We start from the raw sequence: 23,419 nt of genomic DNA, 5'->3' as shown, positions 1-23,419 counted from the left end.
GGTCAAATCCAGCTAAAATCTTGATCCCCCGTCTCCGGGGCAACCCTCGTAACTTACTCCATCATTCGGACCTTGTCCAATCGCATGGACGCGAGCCCGAAGATCGGGAGTGACTTAGAGGATGGGTCAGAGCCTAGCGGTCCCTGTGCGAGCTTCGTCCCGAAGCCGCTGTGGATCGCTGCCCTGCCTTGAAAACTGTAGCAGTCGTCCGCGCCCACAAGGTCCAACTTCGGTAACAAATAGGTCTTCCCCCGGTTCGCGTTGCCCAAACACAGCGAGGGCCCGGAGTCGCCAAACGACTCCGGGCCCTCACTGGTTCGGTTCCCGCCGATCAGCCCGTGGGCAGGGCCGCCAGCTGCCCTTCGAGGCGGGCGATGTCAGCCGCGGAGGACTCGGCCCTCGCCCTGACCTTGGCCACCACGTCGTCCGGCGCCTTGGCCATGAACTGCTCGTTGCCCAGCTTCGCCGCCACCTGCGCGGCCTCCTTCCGCGCCACGGCCAGGTCCTTCTCCAGGCGCTTGCGCTCGGCGGCGACGTCGATGGCGCCCGCCGTGTCGAGCTCGACGTTCACCCCGGCCACGAGCAGCGAAGCCGTCGGCACGAAAGACCCGGACGGCTCCTGCAGCCGCAGCAACGACCTGATCGCCGCCTCGTGCTCCGCGAGCGCCGTACCTGACAGAGACAGCCTGGCCGCCACCTTCTGCCCGGGCTTGAGGCCCTGGTCGGAGCGGAAGCGGCGGATCTCGGTCACCAGCTCCTGCACCGCGAGGATCTCCGCCTCGGCGGCGGGATCGGCGTAGCGGGGGTCGGCCACCGGCCACGAGGACACGACGACGGACTCGCGGCCGGTCACCGCGCGCCACAGCTCCTCGGTGACGAACGGCACCAGCGGGTGCAGCAGGCGCAGCAGTGCGTCGAGCACGTGCCCTAGCACCAGGCGGGTGTGGTCGAGGCCCTGCGAGAGCTGGACCTTGGCCAGCTCCAGGTACCAGTCGCAGACCTCGTCCCACGCGAAGTGGTAGAGCAGGTCGGAGGCCTTGGCGAACTCGAACTCCTCGAACGCCGCGTCGGCCTCGGTGATGACCGTCTGGAGCCGCGAGAGGATCCAGCGGTCGGCCGCCGTCAGCGACGCGGGCAGTTCGCCCACCGTGGCGCCGTTCATCAGCGCGAAGCGGGTGGCGTTCCAGATCTTGTTGCAGAAGTTGCGCGAGCCGGCCGCCCAGTCTTCACTGACCGCCACGTCGGAACCGGGGTTCGCGCCGCGCAGCAGCGTGAAGCGGGTGGCGTCGGCGCCGTAGCGGTCGATCCAGTCGAGCGGGTCGACCACGTTGCCGAACGACTTCGACATCTTCTTGCCGAACTGGTCGCGGACCATGCCGTGCAGGGCGACTGTGCGGAACGGCGGCTGGCCGTCCATGGCGTACAGACCGAACATCATCATCCTGGCGACCCAGAAGAAGAGGATGTCGTAGCCGGTCACCAGCACGGAGGTCGGGTAGAACCGCGCCAGCTCCGGCGTCTGCTCCGGCCAGCCCAGCGTCGAGAACGGCCACAGGGCCGAGGAGAACCAGGTGTCGAGCACGTCGGGGTCCTGGACGTAGCCCTCGGGCGCCGTCTCGTCGGGGCCGAGGCAGACGACCTCGCCGGCGGGGCCGTACCAGACGGGGATCCGGTGCCCCCACCACAGCTGCCGCGAGATGCACCAGTCGTGCATGTCGTCGACCCAGTCGAAGTAGCGCTTGGCCAGCTCCGGCGGGTGGATGCGGGTGCGGCCGTCGCGGACGGCGTCGCCCGCGGCCTTGGCCAGCGGCGAGACGTTGACGAACCACTGCAGCGACAGGCGCGGCTCGACGACGGTCTTGCAGCGCGAGCAGTGGCCGACGGCGTGCAGGTAGGGGCGCTTCTCCGCGACGATCAGGCCCTGCTCGCGCAGCGCGGCGACCACGGCGGGCCTGGCCTCGAAACGGTCGAGCCCCTGGTAGGGGCCGTGCGCGGTGATGACACCGCGCTCGTCCATGACGGTGAGGGACGGCAGCGAGTGCCGCCGGCCAATCTCGAAGTCGTTGGGGTCGTGCGCGGGGGTCACCTTCACGCAGCCGGTGCCGAAGGCCGGGTCGACGTGCTCGTCGGCGATGATCGGAATCCTGCGGCCGGTCAGCGGCAGCTCGACCGTGGTGCCGACCAGGTGCGCGTAGCGCTCGTCATTCGGGTGGACGGCCACGGCGGTGTCGCCGAGCATCGTCTCGGGACGCGTCGTGGCGACCACGATCTCGTCGGAGTAGCGGATCGAGACGAGCTCGCCCTCGTCCTCGCTGTGCTCGACCTCGATGTCGGACAGCGCGGTGAGGCAGCGAGGGCACCAGTTGATGATGCGCTCGGCCCGGTAGATCAGCCCGTCGTCGAAGAGCCGCTTGAAGATCGTCTGGACGGCACGCGAGAGCCCCTCGTCCATCGTGAAGCGCTCACGCGACCAGTCGACGCCGTCGCCGAGCCGCTTCATCTGACCGAGGATCCTGCCGCCCGACTCGTGCTTCCACTGCCAGACGCGGTCGATGAACGCCTCACGGCCGAGGTCGTGGCGGGACAGGCCCTCCTTGCCCAGCTCGCGCTCGACGACGTTCTGCGTCGCGATGCCGGCGTGGTCCATGCCGGGCAGCCAGAGCGTCTCCATGCCGCGCATGCGGGCCCTGCGGCTCAGCGCGTCCTGGATGGAGTGATCGAGCGCGTGGCCGATGTGGAGCACGCCCGTCACGTTGGGCGGCGGCAGCACGAGGGAGTACGGCTCGCGTTCGCTGCCCGGGTCCGCGCCGAAGTATCCGCCTGATACCCATCGCTCGTAGCTCTGGGTCTCGACGTCGGCGGGCGTGTATTGGGTGGGCAGCTCCGTGTTCACAGCAGTCCATTCTAGGGGGCCTCCTGTACGGCTACCGCCGAAGAAACCCCACCGTGACCCCCTGCCGGCCCGTTGCCGAGGACGGCCCGACGTCGGCCGGCCCGGCCGTAGTCCCGCTGGAGTACGCGTGATGGACGGACGGTCACCGGTGACCACGGTGGCCTCGGCCCCGCCATGCCGTACCCCCAGAAAGGCCGCAACTCCGGAAAAAGCCGCGCCCCCAGAAAAGCCGCGCCCCTGGAAAAATTCCCCCTCGGAAAGCCGCACGCCGGAGAGCCGCGCCCCGGAAAGCCGCACGCCCAGAAGATCGGCACCCCGGAAAGCCGCACGCCCAGAAGAGTCGCCCCCTCCAAAGCCGCACGCTCAAGAGAGCCGCACCGCAAACCCCGCGTCCCGGGAAGCCGCACTCCAGGAAGGCCGTACTCCAGGAAGGCCGCGCGCACAACGAGGACGGGCGGCTCTCCACGAAGGAGAGCCGCCCGTCGAGAGCCCTGGATCAGGCCGACTTCTCGCGCGGTGTGCGCTGCTGCTTGGCCGCCAGCTGGTCGCGCGGGACCAGCGTGGGGATCGCGTGCTCCAGCACCGAGCCGCGGGTGATGACCACGCGGGCGACGTCCTCCCTGGAGGGCACCTCGTACATCACCGACAGGAGCACCTCCTCCAGGATGGCCCGCAGGCCACGGGCGCCCGTGCCGCGCAGGATCGCCTGGTCGGCGATGGCCTCGAGTGCGTCGTCGGTGAACTCCAGCTCCACGCCGTCGAGCTCGAACAGCTTGCGGTACTGCTTCACCAGCGCGTTACGGGGCTCGGTGAGGATCTGGATGAGCGCCTCGCGGTTGAGGTTGTGCACCGAGGTGATGATCGGCAGACGGCCGACGAACTCGGGGATCATGCCGAACTTGAGCAGGTCTTCGGGCATCACGTCGCTGAAGATGTCGGAGGAGTCGATCTCCTCCTTCGACCGGATGATGGCGTTGAAGCCGATGCCCTTCTTGCCGATGCGCGACTCGATGATCTTCTCGAGACCGGCGAACGCGCCACCGCAGATGAACAGCACGTTGGTGGTGTCGATCTGGATGAACTCCTGGTGCGGGTGCTTGCGCCCGCCCTGCGGCGGCACCGAGGCCGTCGTGCCTTCCAGGATCTTCAGCAGCGCCTGCTGGACGCCTTCGCCCGAGACGTCGCGGGTGATCGACGGGTTCTCGCTCTTGCGAGCGATCTTGTCGACCTCGTCGATGTAGATGATGCCGGTCTCGGCCTTCTTGACGTCGTAGTCAGCGGCCTGGATCAGCTTGAGAAGAATGTTCTCGACGTCCTCGCCGACGTAGCCGGCCTCGGTGAGCGCCGTCGCGTCCGCGATGGCGAAAGGAACGTTGAGCATCTTGGCCAGCGTCTGCGCCAGCAGCGTCTTGCCGGATCCCGTGGGACCGAGCAGCAGGATGTTGGACTTGCCCAGTTCGAGGCCGTCGTCCCTGCCACGGTCGCCCGACTGCACCCGCTTGTAGTGGTTGTAGACCGCCACCGAGAGCGCCTTCTTGGCCGCGTCCTGGCCGATGACGTAGGCGTCGAGGAACTCGTAGATCTCCCTCGGCTTCGGCAGGTTGTCCCACTTGAGCTCGGAGGACTCGGAGAGCTCCTCTTCGATGATCTCGTTGCAGAGATCGATGCACTCATCGCAGATGTAGACGCCGGGACCGGCGATGAGCTTCTTGACTTGCTTCTGGCTCTTCCCGCAGAAAGAGCACTTCAGCAGGTCTCCCCCGTCGCCGATGCGTGCCACCCCAGATACTCCTTTGCGTGGGACCGCCCTGCTCCCGCGATCCGTATCCTCCGGACCCGGTCCGAACCGCTCAGGTTTCGACGTTACCGTCTTCTGGGCCCTCAGTGAGCCCCCTGGCGGCGAGTCGCACCGGAACGTGCCCAATTGGGCAGCGCTCCGGTGCGTCGCGTTCGATCAGGAAGCGACGGCCTGAGCTCGCTTCTTCCTGACCGGGATGATGTCGTCGATCAGACCATACGCCTTGGCCTCATCGGCGTTGAGAATTTTGTCGCGTTCGATGTCCTTGCGAACTTCTGCCGCGGGCTTGCCCGAGTGCTTCGCGATGATCTCCTCAAGGAGGGCGCGCATGCGAAGGATCTCCCGAGCCTGGATCTCGATGTCGCTCCCCTGACCGCCACCCTCGGTGGAGGGCTGGTGGATCAGAACCCTGGCGTTGGGCAGAGCGAAGCGCTTGCCGGGCGTGCCGCCTGACAGCAGCACGGCCGCGGCGGAGGCGGCCTGGCCGAGGCAGACCGTCTGGATCTCCGGCCTGACGAACTGCATCGTGTCGTAGATCGCCGTCATGGCCGTGAACGACCCGCCGGGCGAGTTGATGTAGATGCTGATGTCGCGGTCGGGGTCGAGCGACTCGAGCGTCAGCAACTGCGCCATGACGTCGTTGGCCGACGCGTCGTCGATCTGCACTCCGAGGAAGATGATGCGGTCCTCGAAGAGCTTGTTGTACGGGTTCATCTCCTTCACGCCGTAAGACGTGCGCTCGACGAAGGAGGGGAGAACGTAGCGGCTCTCGATGTTCACTTCAGCTCCCCCTTAGGAAACGGCGCCCTGAGAGGACACCTGGCGCGCACTGCGCACGACATGGTCGATGAAGCCGTAGTCCTTGGCCTCATCGGCGGTGAACCAGCGGTCGCGGTCTGAGTCGGCCTCGATCTGCTCGAGCTGCTGACCGGTGTGGAAGGCGATCCGCTCGGCGAGCGTCTTCTTCACGTAGAGCATCTGCTCCGCCTGGATGGCGATGTCGGCGGCGGTGCCGCCAATGCCACCCGAGGGCTGGTGCATCATGATACGCGCGTGGGGCAGCGCGTAGCGCTTGCCCGGCGCGCCGGCGCAGAGCAGGAACTGCCCCATGGACGCCGCCAGACCCATCGCGACCGTGGCCACGTTGTTCGGCACGTATTCCATCATGTCGTAAATCGCCATGCCCGCGGTCACGGACCCGCCGGGCGAGTTGATGTACAGGTAGATGTCACGTTCGGAATCGTCGGCGGCCAGCAGCAGCAATTCGGCGCAGATGCGGTTCGCGATCTCGTCATTGACGTCCGTGCCGAGCACGATGATGCGCTCGCGCAGCAGACGCTGGTAAAGCTGGTCCTCAAGCCGGAAGGCTGAGCCGTTCTCACGGCCTCGCGACTCGGGCTGATAGAAGGTCGGCGGGCTGGTCACAGCGTCACCTTCCGATGCGTCGTAATCGATGGGCTTTGCTTGTGACCTTAACGCGCACGGCCCACAGGTCATGCCCGGTCCCCGGGCTGTTCGCTGTCGGCGCAGGTGGCGGTCAACAGCCGCCGGCGGCGCGCACGGGCTCCGTCAAGCCCCGCCCGCGCCCGTGTCGAGCCCGCTCGCGGCCGGAGACGACGAACCCCCGTCCTGCGCGCAGGACGGGGGTTCGCGGCGCATAGCTGGGACCTACTCCTCGGTGGCGGCCTCTTCGCCACCCTCCGCACTGTTGATCTCGGTGTAGATGGCCTTGAGGTCGACCTCGTTGCCGGCCTCGTCGACGACCTTGGCGGCGTCGCCGACGACGGTCTTGGCCTTGTCGCGGACGATCTCGACCATGGCCAGCGTGAGCTGGTCGTTGTCGGCCAGGTGCTGGGCCAGCGTGTTGGGCGCGACGCCCATCTGCATGGCGCGGCGGACCACGAAGTTGGTCAGCTCCTGCTCGTTGACGCCCAGCTCTTCGGCCTTGACGATCTTGTCGAGGACGAAGCCGCTCTTGATGGCCTTGACGGAGCTGGCCTCGAACTCGGCGAGCCGCTCCTCCTCGGTCGTCTGGTAGAGGCGGAAGAAGGCGTCGCGGCTCAGGCCGCTCTCGGCCACCTGGTGGTCGAGGTTGTGCTTCCGGGCGTCGAGCTCGGCCTTGAGCGCGCTCTCCGGGATCGGGATCTCGATCTGCTCCAGGAGTGTGTCGAGGGCCTTCTCACGGGACTGCACGACCTGGTCGACCAGCTTGTTGCGGCGGGCCTGCTCGCGGATGCTGTCCTTGAGCTCCTCGAGCGTGTCGAACTCGCTCGCCAGCTGGGCGAACTCGTCGTCGAGCTCGGGCAGGACCTTCTCCTTGACCGACTTGACGGTGATGATGACGTCGGCCTCCTCGCCGGCGTTCTCACCACCGACGAGCTCGGTGCGGAAGGTCTTCTCCTCGCCCGCGGACATGCCCTCGAGAGCGGCGTCGAGGCCCTGGAGCACAGAGCCTGCGCCGACCTCGTAGGACACCTCGTTGGCCTGCTGCTCCTCGAGGTTGACGCCGTCGATCTCGGCGCGCAGGTCCATGACGACGAAGTCGCCGGTGGTGGCGGGGCGCTCGACACCGGTCAGCGTGGCGAAGCGCTGGCGCAGCGCGTCGAGCTGGGCGTTGATGTCGTCGTCGGTGACCTCGGCGGTCGGGACGGTCACCTCGATGCCCGAGAAGTCGGGCACCTCGAAGTTGGGCCTGATGTCGACCTCGGCGGTGAACTCGATCTGCTCACCGTCCTCGATCTTCGTGACCTCGATGTCGGGCTGGCTGACAGGGAAGACGTCGACCTCGTCGACGGCCTGGCTGTACAGCTTCGGCACCGCGTCGTTGAGGGTCTCCTCCAGCACCACCGCGCGGCCGAAGCGCTGCTCGATGATGCGGGCCGGGACCTTGCCGGGGCGGAAGCCGGGGACGCGCACCTGCGACGCGACCTTCTTGTACGCCGCCTGCATGCTCGGGCCAAGCTCGTCGAACGGCACTTCGACGGTGAGCTTCACCCGGGTCGGGCTGAGCTCCTCGACAGCGGTCTTCACGGGGTGGTCTCCTTGATCAAGCTTTGAGTGTTCGCGGGCGCGTCCAAAATCTCTGCGGCTCACGCGCCGCGCCCACATGATCGGTGTTGGGCATGCTCGCACCGGCGAATGTCCAACGCCGCACGCCAGTCTAGGGCAGATGTGCACCCAAGCACGACGAAGAGAGGTTCAGATCTCGTCCCTGATCTTGCTGAGCAGGCTGACCGTCTCGTCAGGGGTGGTGCTGACCGCGCAAAGGCGCTCCATGACCTCGGTGTAGCGGTCCACGTCCTCGCGCTTGTCGAGGTAGAGGGCGCTGGCCAATTGCTCGACGTAGACGACGTCGGGCAGGTCCTGGTCGGGGAAGCGCAGGATGCTGAACGCGCCACCCTCGGCGCTGTGCCCGCCGAAGTCGAAGGGCATGACCTGGATCGTGATGTTGGACTGGCGCATGAGGTCGATCAGGTGCTCCAGCTGGGCCTTCATCACCTCGGCCCCGCCGATGGGGCGGCGCAGCGCGGCCTCGTCGATCACCGCCCAAAGGACCGGTCCAGCGGGACGGTCGAGCACCCGCTGGCGTTCCAGGCGCAGGTCCACCCTGCGGGCGATCTCGTCGGGGCTGACTCCCGCCGATCCCGCCGTGATGACCGCCTTGGCGTACTCCTTGGTCTGCAGCAGGCCGGGGACGAACTGGACCTCGTAGGTCCTGATGCGGGTGGCGGCCTCCTCGAGGCCGACGTAGGCCTGGAACCAGGAGGGCAGCAGGTCGTTGAAGCGGTGCCACCAGCCGGGCTCGTTGGCGGTGGCGACCAGGTCGAGCACCGCTCTGCGAGCCTTGTCGTCGGACACGCCGTACAGGGTGAGCAGGTCGGCGACGTCGCGCTCCTTGAAGCCGACCCTGCCGAGCTCCATGCGGCTGATCTTCGACTCGGAGCCCCTGATGAGGTGACCCGCCTCCTCGCGCGTGACGCCTCGCGACTCTCTCAGGCGGCGAAGTTGGGAGCCCAGGAGGATGCGCAGAGCCGTTGGCCCCGACCCCGGCGGGTTCTGCGTCACAATGCCTCCCTCTTCGGTCCGCACACAGTGTCACTAGTTCCAGGCTCTGTGACAAGGTCTCAGCCGTGTGTCCGCTTTGCCAGTAACCGAGCATGCCGCTGCACATTGCAACTGCACGTGCATTTGGGTCTTGCAGCGTCGCTTGTCGTGACCCATGATGGCTTAGTGCATATTGGGGACAAACGCCGAAATATGCACCGATTCATGAGTTGCGGAGGTATTGGCGGGATGGTGGAGGACCCCCAGGGCACTGCCTCCTGCCTGAAGATCACTCGCGAGGTGGGCTTCGACCGCCTCCTCCGCGCAGAAGAACCGGACACCACCGCGACTCCCCTGCCTTTTCAGGCCGATTCGGTGCGCACGGCCAGAGACGTCACGCGCTCGACTCTGCACGACTGGGGCCTTTCCGAGCTCAGTGACGACGCGGCGCTGGTGGTCTCGGAGCTCGTGACCAACGCGGTCAGGTACGCCAGAGGGCACCGCGAGATCACGCTCCTGCTGATGCGGGTCGCGCCCCATGTGCTGCTGGCCGTGGCCGACCCGAGCGACGAGGTGCCCACCCCCAAGGAGCCCGACTTCGTCTCGGAGAACGGGCGCGGGCTGTACATCGTCGAGACCTACAGCGAGTGCTGGGGCTGGGACTGCCTCGACGGCGGCGGCAAAGCGGTCTGGGCGCTGTTCCACACCGGCGACTGACGCAATACCGTCCTCCGCCCCCGATGCAGGGCGAACAGAACACCCGATCAGACACGCAGAAGGCCACTCCCGATCTCGTGGAGTGGCCTTTCGCGCAGGTACTGAAGTCGGGGCGACAGGATTTGAACCTGCGACTTCCTGCTCCCAAAGCAGGCGCGCTACCAAGCTGCGCCACGCCCCGCGACGTCGGTTACGCATGCGCCCCGTGACTCCGGTACGCTTACGCCCTGACGACCGGATGAAGTCTAGACCAGACTTCGACCGGCTCGCGCGGACGTAGCTCAATGGTAGAGCCCTAGTCTTCCAAACTAGCTACGCGGGTTCGATTCCCGTCGTCCGCTCAGAAGCGCGAAAGGCCAGGTCAGCCATACGGCGGACCTGGCCTTTCGCGTTCTCCGGGATTTCTTTCCCGGCTCGCCGGCTGACTATGATCAAACACGTGGCCGTGACGAAGGCGAGGCCCATCTCGCCCGCGCTCCTCGTCGAGGAGCTGACCGAGCGTGTCGCCGCGTGGCCGCGTGAGACGTGGGTGCGGGTGCTGGTCGACGGCGCGCCCGCCGCCGGGCCCGCGTTCCTGGCCGACGCGCTGGTGGCGCCCTTGCGGGCGCGCGGCAGGGCGGTGCGGCGGGTCTCCGCGGGCGACTTCCTCCGTCCCGCGTCGCTGCGCCTCGAGTACGGCAGGACCGACCCCGACGCCTTCTACGACGACTGGCTGGACGAGGGCGCGCTGCGTCGCGAGGTGCTCGGCCCGCTCGAGCCGGGTGGCACCGGCAGGATCCTGCCCGCGCTGTGGGACAGCGAGAAGGACAGGGCGACGCGCGCGCCGTACGAGAACCTCCCGACGGGGGGCGTGCTGCTCCTCGACGGCACGCTGCTGCTCGGGCGGGGGCTGCCCGCGGAGCTGACCGTCCACCTGTGGCTGTCGCGGGCGGCTCTGGGCCGGCGCGCCGACCCGGACCACCGCTGGCGGCTGCCCGCCTACGAACGCTACGAACGCGAGGTGGCCCCCATGACCTCGGCCGACGTGGTGGTCAAGGCCGACGACCCGCGCCATCCAGCCCTGCTGACGCAGGCGTGAGCACCGAGGAGATGGCGCGCGCGACGGCGGGGTGAGAGAGGTACTCCGCCACGTCGTGCGCGCGCTGCAGCGGGTTCTCCACCGCGCGCTCCGCCACCTGGCCCTTCCAGTCGTCGTCCAGCGGGCAGCCGATGCAGACGGGATCGGCGGGGCACCACACGTTGAGCCAGTCGGCGACCCTGCCCGGCCTGGAGGGCCCGCCCGAGAGCAGGTTGCGGTGGACGGAGTCGAGCCCGAGCGGGCTGCCCACCGTCACGAGCAGGGGCACCTCCACGCCGGCGGGCAGCGAGTCCATGAGGTCCATCGCCACCACGCTGCCCAGGCTGTGAGCGACCACCACGAGCCGGCCGGAGCGCGGCACCGTGCGCAGGACGGCGTCCAGCACGCCCTGCCGTACGGCCGGGTCGTCGAGGTAGGTGGCGACGTCGCGGAAGACGGCGGAGATGAGCAGCCGGTCGAGGTTGGTGGCGGAGGCCAGCCAGGACAGCGCTCCGTGCAGCCCGGTCAGCAGGCCCTCGCGCCGGGCGTCGGACGGCATCCCCGCCATCATCGCCGCCTCCCCGATCAGCTGCTCGTACAGCAGCCGGGCGGTCGGCGCGGCGGGCGCCTCGGTCGCGGGCTCGACGAGCCGGTCGCCGTAGTAGGGAAGCCACACGTCGGCGGGGTCGAAGGTGGGCAGCTCGGCGAGCGTGAGTCCCTTGTTCAGCCCCGCGGTCCACTGCCTGCGCAACTCCAGGGGATCGCGGCGTTCCTGCCCCCTGCCGTGCAGGAACAGCAGGTGCCGCGCGCCGCCGAACGAGGTGGGCCTGGCGGTGAGGCCGGGAGGCGGCAGGGTGGGGGCGGTCGCCACGAGCACGGGGACCGAGCCGAGTCCCGCGCCCGGGCCCAGCTCTGCCAGCAGGGCCCTGGTCGCCGCGGGCAGCTCGCGCGCGGCCAGGTGGGCCAGGATGACGCTCACCCGCACGCCCTCGTTCGAGACCCAGTTCTGCGAGCCGGGCGGGTCGTCCACGGCCTTGTGGTGCAGCGCGACGACCTCCCACTGGTCGTTGAACACCGGCGAACCCGAACTGCCCGGCTCGGTGTCCGTGGTGTAGCGCAGGCACTGTTCGGTCTGCTCCCGCAGCTCGTTGTCCCTGATGGAGATCTCCTTCGGCCTGCCGTACGGGTGGCCGACGACGTTGACGGGCTCGCCTGCGACGATCTTGCCCTGCTGGGCGATGAGCGGGTTCCAGCCGAAGACCGTGCCCGCCTCGCGCCCGTCCGGGGCCGCCTTGACCAGTACGAGCGTGTAGTCCAGGTGCTCGTCGGTGAGGAAGCAGGCCGAAGGGTCGAGCCTGAATCTGGTCGGCGTCTGGGGCTGGTTGTCGATCCCCGCCTCAGCGCCGAACTCCACGACCACGTCGAGCGCCGCCGACGGCGTGGGCAGCACGTGGTTGTTGGTCAGCAGCAGCCTGGGCGACACCATGAACCCGGTGCCCTGCGGCAGTTCCCTTCCCGGCGAGCTGATGGAGATGCGGGCGACGGAGGTGATCGCCCGCGCTCCCCTGCACAGGAAGTTGGCGGCCTGGAAGTCGGCGGCGGCGCCGATGATGCGCTCGTAGAGCGGCGCGCCGCGGGCGACGCCCTCGTTCACGAGCCTCTCGATGGTCGAGACGGGCACCTGTCCCCTGGCCACCAGGCGCTCGGCCCTGGCGGCGAGCTGGTCCACGTCGTCCACGATGCGCGCGATAGGCGTCATGCGCCCACGGTGCTCCGCTGCCCGCGCGGTCGCATGAGTAGGGCCATACTCAGGAATCCGGACGGCCGCCTCGCGGTTACGCCGGACATGACCGACTATGGACGTTCGCCGCAGTTCGGCTACTTCCTCGTGCCGAACGCCGGTGACCCCGTCATCGAGTACGCGAAGCTCGCCGACCGGCTCGGGCTCGACCTGATCGGCGTCCAGGACCATCCCTACCAGCGCCGCCACCTCGACACCTGGACGTTGCTCAGCGTGATCACGGCCGTGACCGAGCGCGTCACCGTCTTTCCCGACGTGGCCAACCTGCCCCTGCGCCAGCCGTCCGTGCTCGCCAAGTCCGCCGCCAGCCTCGACCTGCTCAGTGGCGGGCGGGTGGAGCTCGGGCTGGGCGCTGGCGGCTTCTGGGAGGCCATCGAGGCGTACGGCGGGCCGCGCCGTACGCGGGGTGCGGCTCTGGACGCGCTCGCCGAGGCGATCACGGTGATCAGGAAGGTGTGGAGCGGCGAGCGCAACAGCAGGTTCGAGGGCGGGCACTACCACCTGCGGGGCGCGCAGACCGGCCCCGAGCCCGCGCACCGCATCGGGATCTGGCTCGGCGTGGGCGGCCCGAAGGGGCTCGCGCTGGCCGGCCGCGCCGCCGACGGCTGGCTGCCGTCCTCGCCGTGGGCGCCGCCCGAGCGGCTGCCCGAGCTGCACGCAAGGATCGACGAGGCCGCGCTGGAAGCGGGGCGCAAGCCCTCCGACATCCGCCGGCTGTACAACATCAACGGGAGCATCGGCCCCGGCAAGCCCGCCGCCGAGTGGGCGGCTGAGCTGACCGACCTGGTGGTCGGGTTCGGCATGGACTCCTTCGTGTTCTGGGCCGAGGGCGACCAGGAGCGGCAGCTGCGCCTGTTCGCCGAGGAGGTCGTCCCCGAGGTCCGCAGGCAGGTGGCCATGGAGCGCGAGGGCTGACGGGTCACCCGAACGCCTTCGCCCTGAGGCTGGGCACCCGGTGGGCGGTGCGCAGGAAGGTCTTGAAGCCGAGCCTGGCCACCGCGTTCTCGCCGACGAACTGCTCGGCGGCCTGGAGGGAGTCGCGGACGGCGGCGAAGCCGTACTCGCGCATCCGGCTCTCGTAGCCCCCGATGGCCTCGACGACGTCGCCGCCCGCGGTCAGCGCCTGGCACAGCAGGCGGGCGTCGCGCAGGGCGGTGTTGGCGCCGATCCCGCGCATCGGCGTCATGCTGTGGATCGCGTCGCCCAGCAGGGTGATCGTGGTGGGCTCCCACGGCTCGATCGGGATCGAGGTGCGGATGGGCAGCAGCGACACCGTGTCGGGGTGGGAGAGCTCGACCAGCTTCTTCAGATCGGGGTGCCAGCTGTGGATCAGGCGGGCGACGGTGCGCTGGAGCCGCTCGCCGGACATCTCCGCCAGGCCGGCGGGAAAGCGCCTCCGGCTGGCGCCGAAGGCCCACAGGATGTAGCTACTGGTGTTGTCCATGAGCGAGCTCGTCTCACCGGTGTCGCCCAGGTCGTGCGGGGCGGTGAACAGGCCCATGCCCCTGGGCGGCAGGATGTTGTTCGGGCCCTCGACCAGCCTGGCGTCGATGAGCGTCCTGGTTCGCGGGGTGAGCGGGAACTTGCCCGCGACGGTGGTGATGCCGGTGTCGACCCGCTCGGCATGCGGGAGGTACTGCCGCCGCACCCGTGAGTTGCCGCCGTCCGCCGCGACGACGATGTCGGCCAGCGCGGTCGTGCCGTCCTCGAAGAACAGCCTGGTGCCCGTGCCGGTGCGCTCGTAGCGCTCGAAGGTCTTGCTGAAGCGCACCACGTCGTCGAGCCCCGACAGCAGGATCTCCCTGAGTGTGATGCGGCTGACGGAGTGGTGGTCGTCGGCGGGGTCGGCGGCCCGGGGAGTCTCCAGCACGAGCAGCCGTCCGAGCTGTTCGGTGAGGAAGCCGAAGTCCTGGCCGCCCTGCCCTGTGGTGTCCAGGAAGGTCTGCCACGACCGCGGGGGCAGGCAGTCGTGCAGGGCCCGCGCGCCGTCGGGATCGATGTGCACCCGGTAGCCCTGGAGGCGGTCCTGCGGGGTGCGGTCGCGCTCGAAGACCATGACCTCCATGCCCGCCTTGCGTAGTCCGTGTGCCAGGCAGAGCCCGCCGATTCCGCCGCCGATGATCGCGATGTGAGTTCTCATGTCCCGACTATCAACCATTTGGATGATAGTGTCAACCATATGGATGGATGATAGATTCGCTCCCATGCGGAGAGAGCCTCAGGACAAGCAGCGCGACGCCGAGCGCACCAAGCAGCGGATCGTCGACGCGGCAGTGGAGGAGTTCGCGGCCAAGGGCTTCGCCGGCGCCAGGGTGAGCGCGATCGCGAACCGGGCCGGGGTCAACAAGCAGCTGATCTCGTACTACTTCGGCGGCAAGGAGGGCCTCTACCGCGAGCTGACGAGCCAGTGGCAGAGCACGGAGAGCGGGTTCGCCGACCCCTCCCTGTCGCTGGCCGAGCTGGTCGGCGGGTACGTGCGCGCCAACGCCGCCAATCCCGCCTTCGGCAAGCTGCTGGTGTGGGAGGGACTGCGCGACGGGGAGCCCACGCCGGAGTTCGTCGACGACATGCGGCGCAACATCGAGGGACTGCGCGAGCGGCAGCGGAAGGGAGAGCTCCCCGCGTCGCTCGATCCGGCGGCGATGCTGGTGGCGCTGTTCGCGATCGCCGCGGCGGGGGTGGCCTTCCCGCAGATCGTCAGGGCGGTGTTCGACGAGGAGCCGGCCTCGGCGGAGTTCGCCGAACGCTACGCCACCCAGATCGAGCAGCTGCTGAGCCGTCTCGCGGAGGGGTGAGCGGGGAGCGCGCCGGGCCCGGCGGTTAGCGTGGGTAGATGGATGTCGATGTGATCGTGCTGGGCATGGGCCCAGGAGGAGAGGACGTCGCGGGCAGGCTGGCCGAGGCGGGCCTGCGGGTCGCGGGCGTCGAGGGGAACCTGGTCGGCGGCGAGTGTCCGTACTGGGGCTGCATCCCCTCCAAGATGATGATCCACGCGGGCGACCTGGTCGTCCTGGGCGGCCGGCCGCCCGACTGGGCGCCGGTCGCGCGCAGGATCCGCGAGGAGGCGACTGACGACTGGAACGACAAGGTCGCCGCCGACCGGTTCACCGGGAAGGGCGGCCACCTGGTCAGAGGTCATGGGCGCATCACCGGGCCGGACGAGGTCACCGTGGGCGACCAGGTGATCAGGGCGGCCAGGGGGATCGTGATCGCCTCGGGGTCACAGCCGGCCGTACCGCCCATCGACGGGCTCGAGGGCACGCCGTACTGGACCAACCACCAGGCGATCGAGGCGGAGACCGTCCCCGAGTCGCTGATCGTGCTCGGCGGCGGCGCCATCGGCGTCGAGCTGGCGCAGGTCTTCTCCAGGTTCGGCGCGAGGGTGACGGTGCTGGAGGGCCTGGACCGGCTGGTCCCGGCCGAGGAGCCCGAGGCCGGTGAGTTGATCGCCAAGGCGTTCGTCGACGAGGGCATCGACGTGCGCACCGGGGTGAAGATCGCCGAGGTGACCCACGGGGACGACGGCTTCACGCTCGCGGGGGTCACGGCGGAGAGGCTGCTGGTGGCCACCGGGCGCAGGGTCGACCTGAAGGCGCTCGGGGTCGGGGCGATCGGGCTGGACGAGAGCGCGAAGGCGATCCCCGTGGACGGCAGGATGCGCGCCGCCGAGCGGGTGTGGGCCCTGGGCGACGCGGTCGGCAAGGGCGCGTTCACGCACATGTCGATGTACCACGCCGACATCATCGTCAGGCAGATCCTCGGCGAGCCCTCCTACGAGGCGGAGTACCACGCGGTGCCGCGGGTGACGTTCACCGATCCCGAGGTCGGCGCGGTGGGGCTGACCGAGGAGCAGGCCAGGCAGAAGGGTCTCGACGTGCGCGTCGCCCACACCGACCTGGCCGCCTCCGCGCGGGGCTGGATCGCGCAGGCGCGCGGGTTCGTCAAGCTGGTGGCCGCTGACGGGGTCCTGGTGGGCGCCACCAACGCGGGCCCCTCGGGCGGCGAGGTGCTGGGCCTGCTGACGCTGGCCGTGCACGAGCGCGTCCCGGTGCGGCGGCTCAGCCAGATGATCTACGCCTACCCGACCTTCCACCGGGCGGTGTCAGCGGCTCTCGCCGACCTTGACCACTGACCAGCGGACGATCATCGCGGCCGCGAGGCCGATGAGGATCCGGAGTCCGCGCGACATCATGCGTCACACCATGGCCATGGTCCCCAGATGATCGCGGGTCAACGCGCCGGTCACCGAGAGGGCGTGGGATGAACATCGGGTACGGGCCGTACCCGATGTCACACCTCAGCGAGCGTTGGGACGCTTGCCGTGGTTGGCCGCCTTCTTCTTGCGGGCCTTGGTCTTGCGAGCGCGCTTGGCCATGGCTTACCTCCTCCCGTGTAGATCCCCAACCTCTCGCGGACCGGGCTTCCCGGACAAGGGGTTCGGCCGATTCCACTCCCCATGTTTCAACATCTATGTGTCATAATTTGGTGGAATCTGTTTGAAGGAGGGCTCCGTGCTCGCACCACAGCGGCAGCAGGCGATCCTGGAACGCGTCCGTCGCAGCGGCGGGGTCCGGGTGGCCGACCTCGTGCGCGAACTCGGCGTCTCCGACATGACGATCCGCAGGGACCTCGAGGCGCTCGCCGAGCGCGGGCTGCTGGAGAAGGTCCACGGCGGGGCGACCATCAGCGGCCCCGGCTCGACGGAGGAGCCCGGCTTCGCCGCCAAGTCGGTGCGCCAGCAGCCGGAGAAGGACGCCATCGCCCGCAGGGCCGCCGCCCTGGTGCGTCCAGGCACCGCCGTGGCGCTGTCGGCGGGCACCACCACGTGGGCGCTGGCCCACCTGCTGGTGGACGTGGCCGAGCTGACCGTCATCACCAACTCGATCCCGGTCGCCGACGTCTTCCACCGCAGCCCGCGCGCCGACCGCACCGTGGTGCTGACCGGCGGCGTCCGCACGCCCTCCGACGCGCTCGTGGGGCCGGTCGCCGTGGCGGCCATCAGGAGGCTGCACGTCGACACCCTCTTCCTCGGCGTCCACGGCATGAGCGTGCACGCCGGATTCACCACACCGAACCTGCTGGAGTCGGAGACCGACAGGGAACTGGTCGCCTCGGCGCACCGCCTGGTCGTCCCCGCCGACCACACCAAGTGGGGCACGGTCGGCATCAGCACGATCGCGGAGCTGTCGGAGGCCGACGTCGTCATCAGCGACGCGGGCCTACCGGAGGCCGCGCGCAGGGAGCTGGCCGAGCGGGCCGGAGAACTGATCATCGCGGAGGACACGAAGTGAAGCGCACCATCGCGCACATGGCCGACGGCCGAGAGCTGATCTACTTCGATCGGCGCGACGACGCCGACCGGAGCGCGATCGACGAGCGCGAGCTGCCGCCCAGGCCCGTGGCCTCCGAGCTGCGTTACGACCCGCTCACCGAGGAGTGGGTGGCGATGGCGGGCCACCGCCAGACCCGCACCTTCCTGCCGCCCGCCGACGAGTGCCCGCTGTGCCCCTCCACGCCGGGCAAGCTGACGGAGATCCCCGCCTCGTCCTACGACGTGGTGGTCTTCGAGAACCGCTTTCCCAGCTTCTCCACGAATCTCGGCAGCTACGCCGAGGCCGGCGGCCTCAGCGAGGTCCGTCCCGGCGTGGGGCGTTGCGAGGTGGTCTGCTTCGCCTCCGACCACACCTCCTCCTTCTCCCGGCTCACCGACGAGCAGGTCGAGCTGGTCATGGAGGCGTGGGCAGACCGTACGGCGGAGCTGTCCGAGATCCCGGGCGTCGAGCAGGTCTTCTGCTTCGAGAACAGGGGCGCCGAGATCGGCATCACGCTGGCCCACCCGCACGGCCAGATCTACGCCTACCCCTACGTCACCCCCCGCACCCGGCAGCACCTGGCCGCCGCCGCCAAGCGACCTGGCCTCTTCGCAGGGGTGCTGGCCGCCGAGCGGGTCGGCGAGCGCGTGGTCGCCGCCAACGAGCACTGGACCGCGTTCGTGCCCGCCGCCGCGCGTTACCCGTTCGAGGTGCACCTCTACCCGCACCGCCAGGTGCCCGACCTGGCCGCGCTCACCCAGGAGGAGCGCGCCGCGTTCGGTCCGGTCTACACCAGGGTGCTGCGGGCGCTCGACGGGTTGTTCGGGGTGGTCATGCCGTACGTCGCCGCCTGGCACCAGGCCCCCGTACGGCAGGGCCGTGATCTCGCCTATCTTCACATGGAGCTGTTCAGCATCCGCAGGGCGCCGGGCAAGCTGAAGTACCTGGCGGGCTCGGAGTCGGCGATGGGGGCTTTCGTCAACGACGTGCTGCCCGAGGAGGCCGCGCAGCTACTTCGATCACAGGTAGATCACTAATTGATCTCCGCTTGGAGTCGCATTACCGGCGTTTTACTACTAATATCCCTCTGACATCGGCTTTCACAGCCGTTGCACGCCTAATCCCGGGCAAGTCGCCCGGGAGCCGGGGACCCATGCACCTGGGGTGAATCCACGTTCCGTGGTAGGGCCACATCTCCCGCCCGAACCCGTCAGCTAACCCGGTCGGCAGACGGAGAGGATCATTCGTGGCGTCCCCCACGTCTCGTTTCGCCTGCGCCGCCATCGCCGCGCTTTCCCTCGTTCTCGGCACCGCCTCCGTCTCCTCGGCTGACCCCAAGCCGTCGGAGAAGGAGTTGCGGGCCGAGCTGAAGAAGCTCAACACCAAGGTCGACCAGCTCATCGAGAGCTACAACGCCAAGCGGGTCGCGCTGGCCGAGGCGCAGAAGGCGGCCGCGGCGGCCAAGGAGCGCCTGGCCGCCGCCGAGCAGACGCTCGCCAAGGCGGAGAACGTCGCCTCGCAGATCACCGAGATGCGCTACCAGGCCAATGCCCCGGACCTGCCCACCCTTATGTACACCCCCGATCTGACCAGCGCCGCGCTCATGGAACAGCTGAGCGCCGAGCAGAACGCCGTCGTGCAGAACGTCGCCGCCGCCCGCGACGTGCAGAAGCAGGCGGCCACCGAGGCCACGGCCCTGGCCGACGAGATCGACGAGCAGGCCGACCAGGTCGCCGACGATCGGAAGGAGGCCGAGGGCATGATCGACGAGATCGAGAAGAAGCTCCAGAACCTCGTCCCGACCGGTCCCGGCCGTAAGGCCGACGGCAGCTGGGCGCCCGAGCTGCCGTCAGGGTCCGACAACATCACGCCGCGCACCCGGCTCATGCGCGACGAGATCAAGAAGGCCTTCAACCTGCCGTTCGAGGTGGGGTGCTACCGGGTCGACAACAACGGCGAGCACCCGCTGGGGCGCGCCTGCGACTTCATGATGAGCTCGGGCGGCAGCTCCCCCACGGGCGCCAACCAGGCGCTCGGCGACCAGATCGCGGCCTGGGCGCTGAAGAACCAGAGCCGCCTCGGCGTGAAGTACGTCATCTGGCGGCAGCGGATCAACAGCGGCGGCGGCTGGCGCTCGATGTCCGACAGGGGAAGCATCACCGCCAACCACTACGACCACGTGCACATCTCGATGCACTGATCCTTCCTTGCCCGGAGGGGTCGGCAGGCGTACGTTTGACTCGATGACCAGATTTCTCATTCCGGTCACGAGAGGCGACGATGGACACCGTCAACCTGATGGATCCCGCACTGCTGGCCGACCCCTTCAGGGGCTTCTCCAGAGTCAGGGAGGAGGCGCCGATCGCGCGCGCCTCCTTCCCCGGCCAGGACACCCCGGTCTGGCTGGTCACCCGGTACGAGGACGTCAAGACCGTGCTCGGCGACCACCGCTTCGTCAACAACCCGGCCTCCATCCCCGGCGGCGACGTCCCCGACCTGCGCGAGAAGCTCGTCAAGGCCCGCGGGATCCCTGACGAGTACGTCGGCTACCTCACCGACGGCATCCTCGACTCCGACGGCGACGACCATCTCAGGCTGCGCAGGCTGGTCTCGCGGGCCTTCACCGCCAGGCGCGTCGTGGAGATGCGTCCACGGGTGGAGGAGATCAGCGACAGGCTGCTCGACTCGCTGCCCGGCGACCGCGTCGTCGACCTCGTCGAGGAGTACGCCTACCCGCTGCCGATCACGGTCATCTGCGAGCTCGTCGGCATCCCCGAGGGCGACCGCCCGCTGTGGCGCGGCTGGGGATCCAGGATGGTGTCCATGGCGCCAGGCGCCCTGACCGAGCCGCTGATCAGCATGATCGACTACATCCGCGACCTGATCCCGCGCCGCCGCGCCGTGCCCGCCGACGACCTGCTCACCGGGCTCATCAGGGCGCACGACGACGACGAGGACCGCTTCACCGACGCCGAGCTGATCACGATGGTGGTCACGCTCGTCCTCGCCGGGCACGAGACCACCGCGCACCTGATCGGCAACGGCGTCGCAGCCCTGCTCACCCACCCCGACCAGCTGGCCATGCTGCGGGCCGAACCCGAGCTGACGCCGCGCGCCGTCCACGAGCTCATGCGCTGGTGCGGGCCCGTGCAGGGCACCAGGATCCGCTATCCGGCCGAGGACGTGGAGCTCGGCGGCATGGTCGTGAAGCGGGGCGAGCCCGTGATGGCCGTGCTGGTCTCGGCCAACTACGACCCGCGCCGCTTCGACCACCCCGACCGGCTCGACCTCACCCGCGAGGAGGACGGTCGGCGCGAGGTCCACGTCGGCTTCGGGCACGGCCTGCATTACTGCCTCGGCGCGGCACTGGCCCGTCAGGAGGCCGAGGTCGCGTTCGCGGGGCTGCTGTCGCGCTTTCCCGGCCTGCGCCTCGCCGTCGCGCCGGACGAGCTCGAACGGCAGCTCATGCCCGCCTCGTGGCGGCTGGCGCGCCTTCCCGTGCTGCTCCGCTGACGGAGGAACCGGCTGCCGGCCACGTCGGCCTGCTCGCCACGTCGGCCTGCTCGCCGGCCGTCAGGGCGCGCCGTACCTGACCGTCCGATAGGCGTCGGCGACCAGCTCGCCGACCTCCGCCCAGTCGACCTCCACGTCCAGATAGACCCCGAGCCATCCCCTGTGCCCCACGTACGGCGGGCGGAAGAAGCACGCGGGATCCTGCGCCACCAGCTCCTCCTGCGTGCCGGGCGGCGCCGCGCACCAGAAGGCGAGCCGGTCGTCGTGATGGTGGTCAGCGAACATCACGAAGGTCTTCTTGCCCTTGACGAACCAGGTCGGCTCGCCGTGGCTGAGCCGCTCGGTCACGTCGGGCTGCGCCAGGCAGAGTCGGCGCAGCTCCTCCAGAGGGTCCATAATCACACGCTATGACAGACCCCCGGATCGATCCGCCCTTCATCGCGAGCGAGCGCGAGATGCTCGACGCCTGGCTCGACTGGCACCGCGAGACGCTGGCGCTCAAGTGCGCGGGGCTCAGCGACGAGCAGCTGCGCGAGCGGTCGGCGCCGCCCTCGACGCTGTCGCTGCTCGGACTGGTGCGCCACCTGGCCGACGTGGAGCGCGCCTGGTTCCGCAGGGTCCTGCTGGGACAGGACGCGCCGCCGCTGCACAAGAGTCAGGAACGGCCCGAGGACCAGTTCGAGGCCACCGGCACGATGACGGGCGCGGAGGCGCTCGCCGTCTGGCGGGCGGAGGTCGAGCGCGCCCGCGCGGCGGCGGCGGATCTCCCCCTCGACACGATCGGCAAGGAGCTGCGCCACGGCCGACCGGTGTCGCTGCGGTGGATCATGATGCACATGGTCGAGGAGTACGCCCGCCACAACGGCCACGCCGACCTGCTGCGCGAGCGGATCGACGGGGTGACGGGCGAGTGAGCCTCAGCCCGAGAGCCTGATCGGGTTCACCAGGTCGGCGTAGACGAGCAGCCCGGCCATGACGATCATGACCATGGCCAGCGCGTAGGTCAGCGGGAGCACCTTGGCGATGTCGACGTAGCCGGGCTCGGGGCGGCGCATCACGCGGGCGTAGGCCCGCTTGAGCCCCTCCCACAGGCCGCCCGCGATGTGCCCGCCGTCGAGCGGGAGCAGCGGGATCAGGTTGAACACACCGACCGCCAGGTTGAACCCGGCCAGCAGGTTCAGGAAGAACATGATCTTCTCGCGGTCGGAGAGCGCCTCGGAGGCGAGGATCTCCCCGCCGATCCGGCCCGCGCCCACCACGCCGACAGGCCCCTCGACGTCGCGTTCGTGTCCGGAGAAGGCGGCGTTGAAGACGCCGACCATCTTCTGCGGCAGGTTGAGCATCGACTGCGCCACGCGGCCCGTGAGGTCGGCCATGTAACCCGCCACGGCGCCCAGGCTCTGCGTCTCGTAGACGCTCGTGGGACCGACGCCGAGGAAGCCGACGTTCTTCTCGATCCGCTTGGGATCGTCGATGGCCGGACGATCCTGGGGGATGAGCGTGACGTCGAGCGTCATGGGCACGCCGTTGCGGACGATGCCGAGCTTGACCGGGCCGGCGCCGTGCCCGCGGATCTTCTTGGTGACGTCCGCCCACGAGGTGATCGTCACCCCGTCGAACGCGACGATCTCGTCGCCCGCCTTGATCCCCGCCTTGGCCGCGGGTGTCAGCGGGTCGGAGGGCCGGCACTCACGGCCGGCCTCGCTCGCCGGGATCACGCAGGCGGCGGTCATCGGCGAGACGATCGGCTTGAGCGTCGGGAGCCCGAAGCCCATCAGCAGGACGGCGAACAGGATGAACGCCAGCACGAGGTTCATCAGCGGGCCGCCGGACATGATGATGACCTTCTGCCACCACTTCTTCCGGTAGAAGACGCGGTCCTCGTCGCCCGGCCGCACCTCCTCCTGCGCCACGTCGCGCGCGGTGTCGATCAACCCCTGGAACGGTCCGGTGGAGGCGCGCCGCAGCTTGGTCGGATCGTCGCCGGGCCGGGGCGGCAGCATGCCGATCATCCGGATGTAGCCGCCGAACGGGATCCACTTGATCCCGTACTCCGTCTCGCCCCTCTTCTTCGACCACATCGTGCCGCCGAAGCCGATCATGTACTGCGTCACCCTGACGCCGAACAGCTTCGCGGGAACGAGGTGTCCGAGCTCGTGCAGGCCGATGGAGGCCATCAGGCCGAGCACGAAGACGACGATCCCCGCGATGTAGAGCCAGATCATCTAGACGCGCTCCAGGGCAGATGCGAAGGGGTCCCGACAAGGCCAGCGTAGTCGAACAA

21 protein-coding genes, 2 tRNA genes and 1 riboswitch are annotated in these 23,419 nt (G+C 69.1%); of the genes, 11 read left to right on the top strand and 12 right to left on the bottom strand.

All coding sequences use genetic code 11. The annotated features are described in order from the left end of the window. Positions 1-331: 331 nt before the first annotated feature. The 6 genes from H4W81_RS03045 to H4W81_RS03020 all read right to left on the bottom strand — a co-directional run bounded on the left by H4W81_RS03045 (position 332) and on the right by H4W81_RS03020 (position 8,756). Positions 332-2,893 (bottom strand): valine--tRNA ligase, encoded by a 2,562-nt coding sequence (locus tag H4W81_RS03045; protein ID WP_192773372.1) that lies wholly within the window; start codon positions 2,891-2,893, stop codon positions 332-334. A 496-nt stretch (positions 2,894-3,389) separates the two neighbouring features. Then, positions 3,390-4,673, bottom strand: a complete 1,284-nt coding sequence (gene clpX, locus H4W81_RS03040; RefSeq protein ID WP_192773371.1) for an ATP-dependent Clp protease ATP-binding subunit ClpX — start codon at positions 4,671-4,673, stop codon at positions 3,390-3,392. Positions 4,674-4,847: 174 nt separating this feature from the next. Further along, positions 4,848-5,471 (bottom strand): ATP-dependent Clp protease proteolytic subunit, encoded by a 624-nt coding sequence (locus H4W81_RS03035; protein ID WP_192773370.1) that lies wholly within the window; start codon positions 5,469-5,471, stop codon positions 4,848-4,850. 12 nt (positions 5,472-5,483) lie between these two features. Continuing rightward, positions 5,484-6,116, bottom strand: a complete 633-nt coding sequence (locus H4W81_RS03030) for a ClpP family protease (RefSeq protein ID WP_192773369.1) — start codon at positions 6,114-6,116, stop codon at positions 5,484-5,486. A 243-nt stretch (positions 6,117-6,359) separates the two neighbouring features. Next, positions 6,360-7,721: a trigger factor gene (tig, locus tag H4W81_RS03025; protein WP_192773368.1), complete on the bottom strand. Its 1,362-nt coding sequence runs from the start codon at positions 7,719-7,721 to the stop codon at positions 6,360-6,362. Positions 7,722-7,889: 168 nt separating this feature from the next. Next, a complete protein-coding gene (locus tag H4W81_RS03020) occupies positions 7,890-8,756 on the bottom strand; it encodes a helix-turn-helix domain-containing protein (RefSeq protein ID WP_192773367.1) in 867 nt (288 codons plus the stop codon). A gap of 333 nt (positions 8,757-9,089) precedes the next feature. On the opposite strand from H4W81_RS03020, the gene H4W81_RS03015 reads away from it, so the two are divergent. Continuing rightward, positions 9,090-9,452 (top strand): ATP-binding protein, encoded by a 363-nt coding sequence (locus tag H4W81_RS03015; protein ID WP_264083246.1) that lies wholly within the window; start codon positions 9,090-9,092, stop codon positions 9,450-9,452. Between the two features lie 107 nt (positions 9,453-9,559). Here H4W81_RS03015 and H4W81_RS03010 read toward each other — a convergent pair. Beyond that, positions 9,560-9,633 (bottom strand) — tRNA-Pro (locus H4W81_RS03010). A gap of 89 nt (positions 9,634-9,722) precedes the next feature. Here H4W81_RS03010 and H4W81_RS03005 point away from each other — a divergent pair. Both H4W81_RS03005 and H4W81_RS03000 read left to right on the top strand, forming a co-directional pair. Beyond that, positions 9,723-9,793 (top strand) — tRNA-Gly (locus H4W81_RS03005). Between the two features lie 98 nt (positions 9,794-9,891). Beyond that, complete coding sequence (locus H4W81_RS03000) at positions 9,892-10,530, top strand: nucleoside/nucleotide kinase family protein (protein WP_318781490.1); 639 nt, start codon at positions 9,892-9,894, stop codon at positions 10,528-10,530. Here H4W81_RS03000 and H4W81_RS02995 read toward each other — a convergent pair. Then, positions 10,484-12,268, bottom strand: coding sequence for a trypsin-like serine peptidase (locus tag H4W81_RS02995; RefSeq protein ID WP_192773364.1), 1,785 nt, complete (start codon positions 12,266-12,268; stop codon positions 10,484-10,486). The two genes, H4W81_RS03000 and H4W81_RS02995, sit on opposite strands and share 47 nt — an antisense overlap. Positions 12,269-12,355: 87 nt before the next feature. Here H4W81_RS02995 and H4W81_RS02990 point away from each other — a divergent pair, with 87 nt between their 5' ends. Then, a complete protein-coding gene (locus tag H4W81_RS02990; protein ID WP_192773363.1) occupies positions 12,356-13,225 on the top strand; it encodes an LLM class flavin-dependent oxidoreductase in 870 nt (289 codons plus the stop codon). Positions 13,226-13,229: 4 nt separating this feature from the next. Here H4W81_RS02990 and H4W81_RS02985 read toward each other — a convergent pair whose 3' ends face one another. Then, the gene (locus H4W81_RS02985; protein WP_192773362.1) at positions 13,230-14,450 is read right to left on the bottom strand and encodes an FAD-dependent oxidoreductase; all 1,221 of its coding nucleotides are present in this window, start codon (positions 14,448-14,450) and stop codon (positions 13,230-13,232) included. A 64-nt stretch (positions 14,451-14,514) separates the two neighbouring features. Here H4W81_RS02985 and H4W81_RS02980 point away from each other — a divergent pair, with 64 nt between their 5' ends. After that, positions 14,515-15,105, top strand: coding sequence for a TetR/AcrR family transcriptional regulator (locus tag H4W81_RS02980; protein WP_225958431.1), 591 nt, complete (start codon positions 14,515-14,517; stop codon positions 15,103-15,105). Positions 15,106-15,143: 38 nt separating this feature from the next. After that, positions 15,144-16,442: a dihydrolipoyl dehydrogenase family protein gene (locus tag H4W81_RS02975; protein WP_192773360.1), complete on the top strand. Its 1,299-nt coding sequence runs from the start codon at positions 15,144-15,146 to the stop codon at positions 16,440-16,442. Between the two features lie 165 nt (positions 16,443-16,607). Here the strand turns inward: H4W81_RS02975 and H4W81_RS49860 are convergent, their stop codons facing one another. After that, positions 16,608-16,685, bottom strand: a complete 78-nt coding sequence (locus tag H4W81_RS49860) for a 50S ribosomal protein bL37 (RefSeq protein WP_376773285.1) — start codon at positions 16,683-16,685, stop codon at positions 16,608-16,610. A gap of 136 nt (positions 16,686-16,821) precedes the next feature. Here H4W81_RS49860 and H4W81_RS02970 point away from each other — a divergent pair, with 136 nt between their 5' ends. The 4 genes from H4W81_RS02970 (at position 16,822) to H4W81_RS02955 (ending at position 21,135) form a co-directional block, all read left to right on the top strand. After that, positions 16,822-17,601 carry a DeoR/GlpR family DNA-binding transcription regulator gene (locus H4W81_RS02970; RefSeq protein ID WP_192773359.1) on the top strand — a complete coding sequence of 260 codons (780 nt, stop codon included), beginning with the start codon at positions 16,822-16,824 and terminating at the stop codon, positions 17,599-17,601. Continuing rightward, on the top strand, positions 17,598-18,659 hold the full coding sequence (gene galT, locus H4W81_RS02965; RefSeq protein WP_192773358.1) for a galactose-1-phosphate uridylyltransferase: 1,062 nt from the start codon (positions 17,598-17,600) through the stop codon (positions 18,657-18,659). Before H4W81_RS02970 ends, galT begins: the two co-directional genes overlap by 4 nt. A 67-nt stretch (positions 18,660-18,726) precedes the next feature. Then, positions 18,727-18,865, top strand: a riboswitch (cyclic di-AMP (ydaO/yuaA leader). Positions 18,866-18,868: 3 nt separating this feature from the next. Next, positions 18,869-19,822: a coiled-coil domain-containing protein gene (locus H4W81_RS02960; protein WP_192773357.1), complete on the top strand. Its 954-nt coding sequence runs from the start codon at positions 18,869-18,871 to the stop codon at positions 19,820-19,822. 98 nt (positions 19,823-19,920) lie between these two features. Then, on the top strand, positions 19,921-21,135 hold the full coding sequence (locus H4W81_RS02955) for a cytochrome P450 family protein (protein WP_192780574.1): 1,215 nt from the start codon (positions 19,921-19,923) through the stop codon (positions 21,133-21,135). A gap of 60 nt (positions 21,136-21,195) precedes the next feature. Here the strand turns inward: H4W81_RS02955 and H4W81_RS02950 are convergent, their stop codons facing one another. Then, positions 21,196-21,531: an MmcQ/YjbR family DNA-binding protein gene (locus H4W81_RS02950; protein WP_192773356.1), complete on the bottom strand. Its 336-nt coding sequence runs from the start codon at positions 21,529-21,531 to the stop codon at positions 21,196-21,198. An 11-nt stretch (positions 21,532-21,542) separates the two neighbouring features. On the opposite strand from H4W81_RS02950, the gene H4W81_RS02945 reads away from it, so the two are divergent. After that, positions 21,543-22,049 (top strand): DinB family protein, encoded by a 507-nt coding sequence (locus H4W81_RS02945; protein WP_192773355.1) that lies wholly within the window; start codon positions 21,543-21,545, stop codon positions 22,047-22,049. A gap of 3 nt (positions 22,050-22,052) precedes the next feature. Here H4W81_RS02945 and H4W81_RS02940 read toward each other — a convergent pair whose 3' ends face one another. Next, positions 22,053-23,360, bottom strand: a complete 1,308-nt coding sequence (locus tag H4W81_RS02940; RefSeq protein ID WP_192773354.1) for a M50 family metallopeptidase — start codon at positions 23,358-23,360, stop codon at positions 22,053-22,055. Positions 23,361-23,419 lie beyond the last annotated feature (59 nt).

This window comes from Nonomuraea africana (assembly GCF_014873535.1).
Taxonomy (GTDB): domain Bacteria; phylum Actinomycetota; class Actinomycetes; order Streptosporangiales; family Streptosporangiaceae; genus Nonomuraea; species Nonomuraea africana.
The sequence above is the reverse complement of the archived record's forward strand: the minus strand, read 5'-3'. Positions and strand labels throughout refer to the sequence as shown.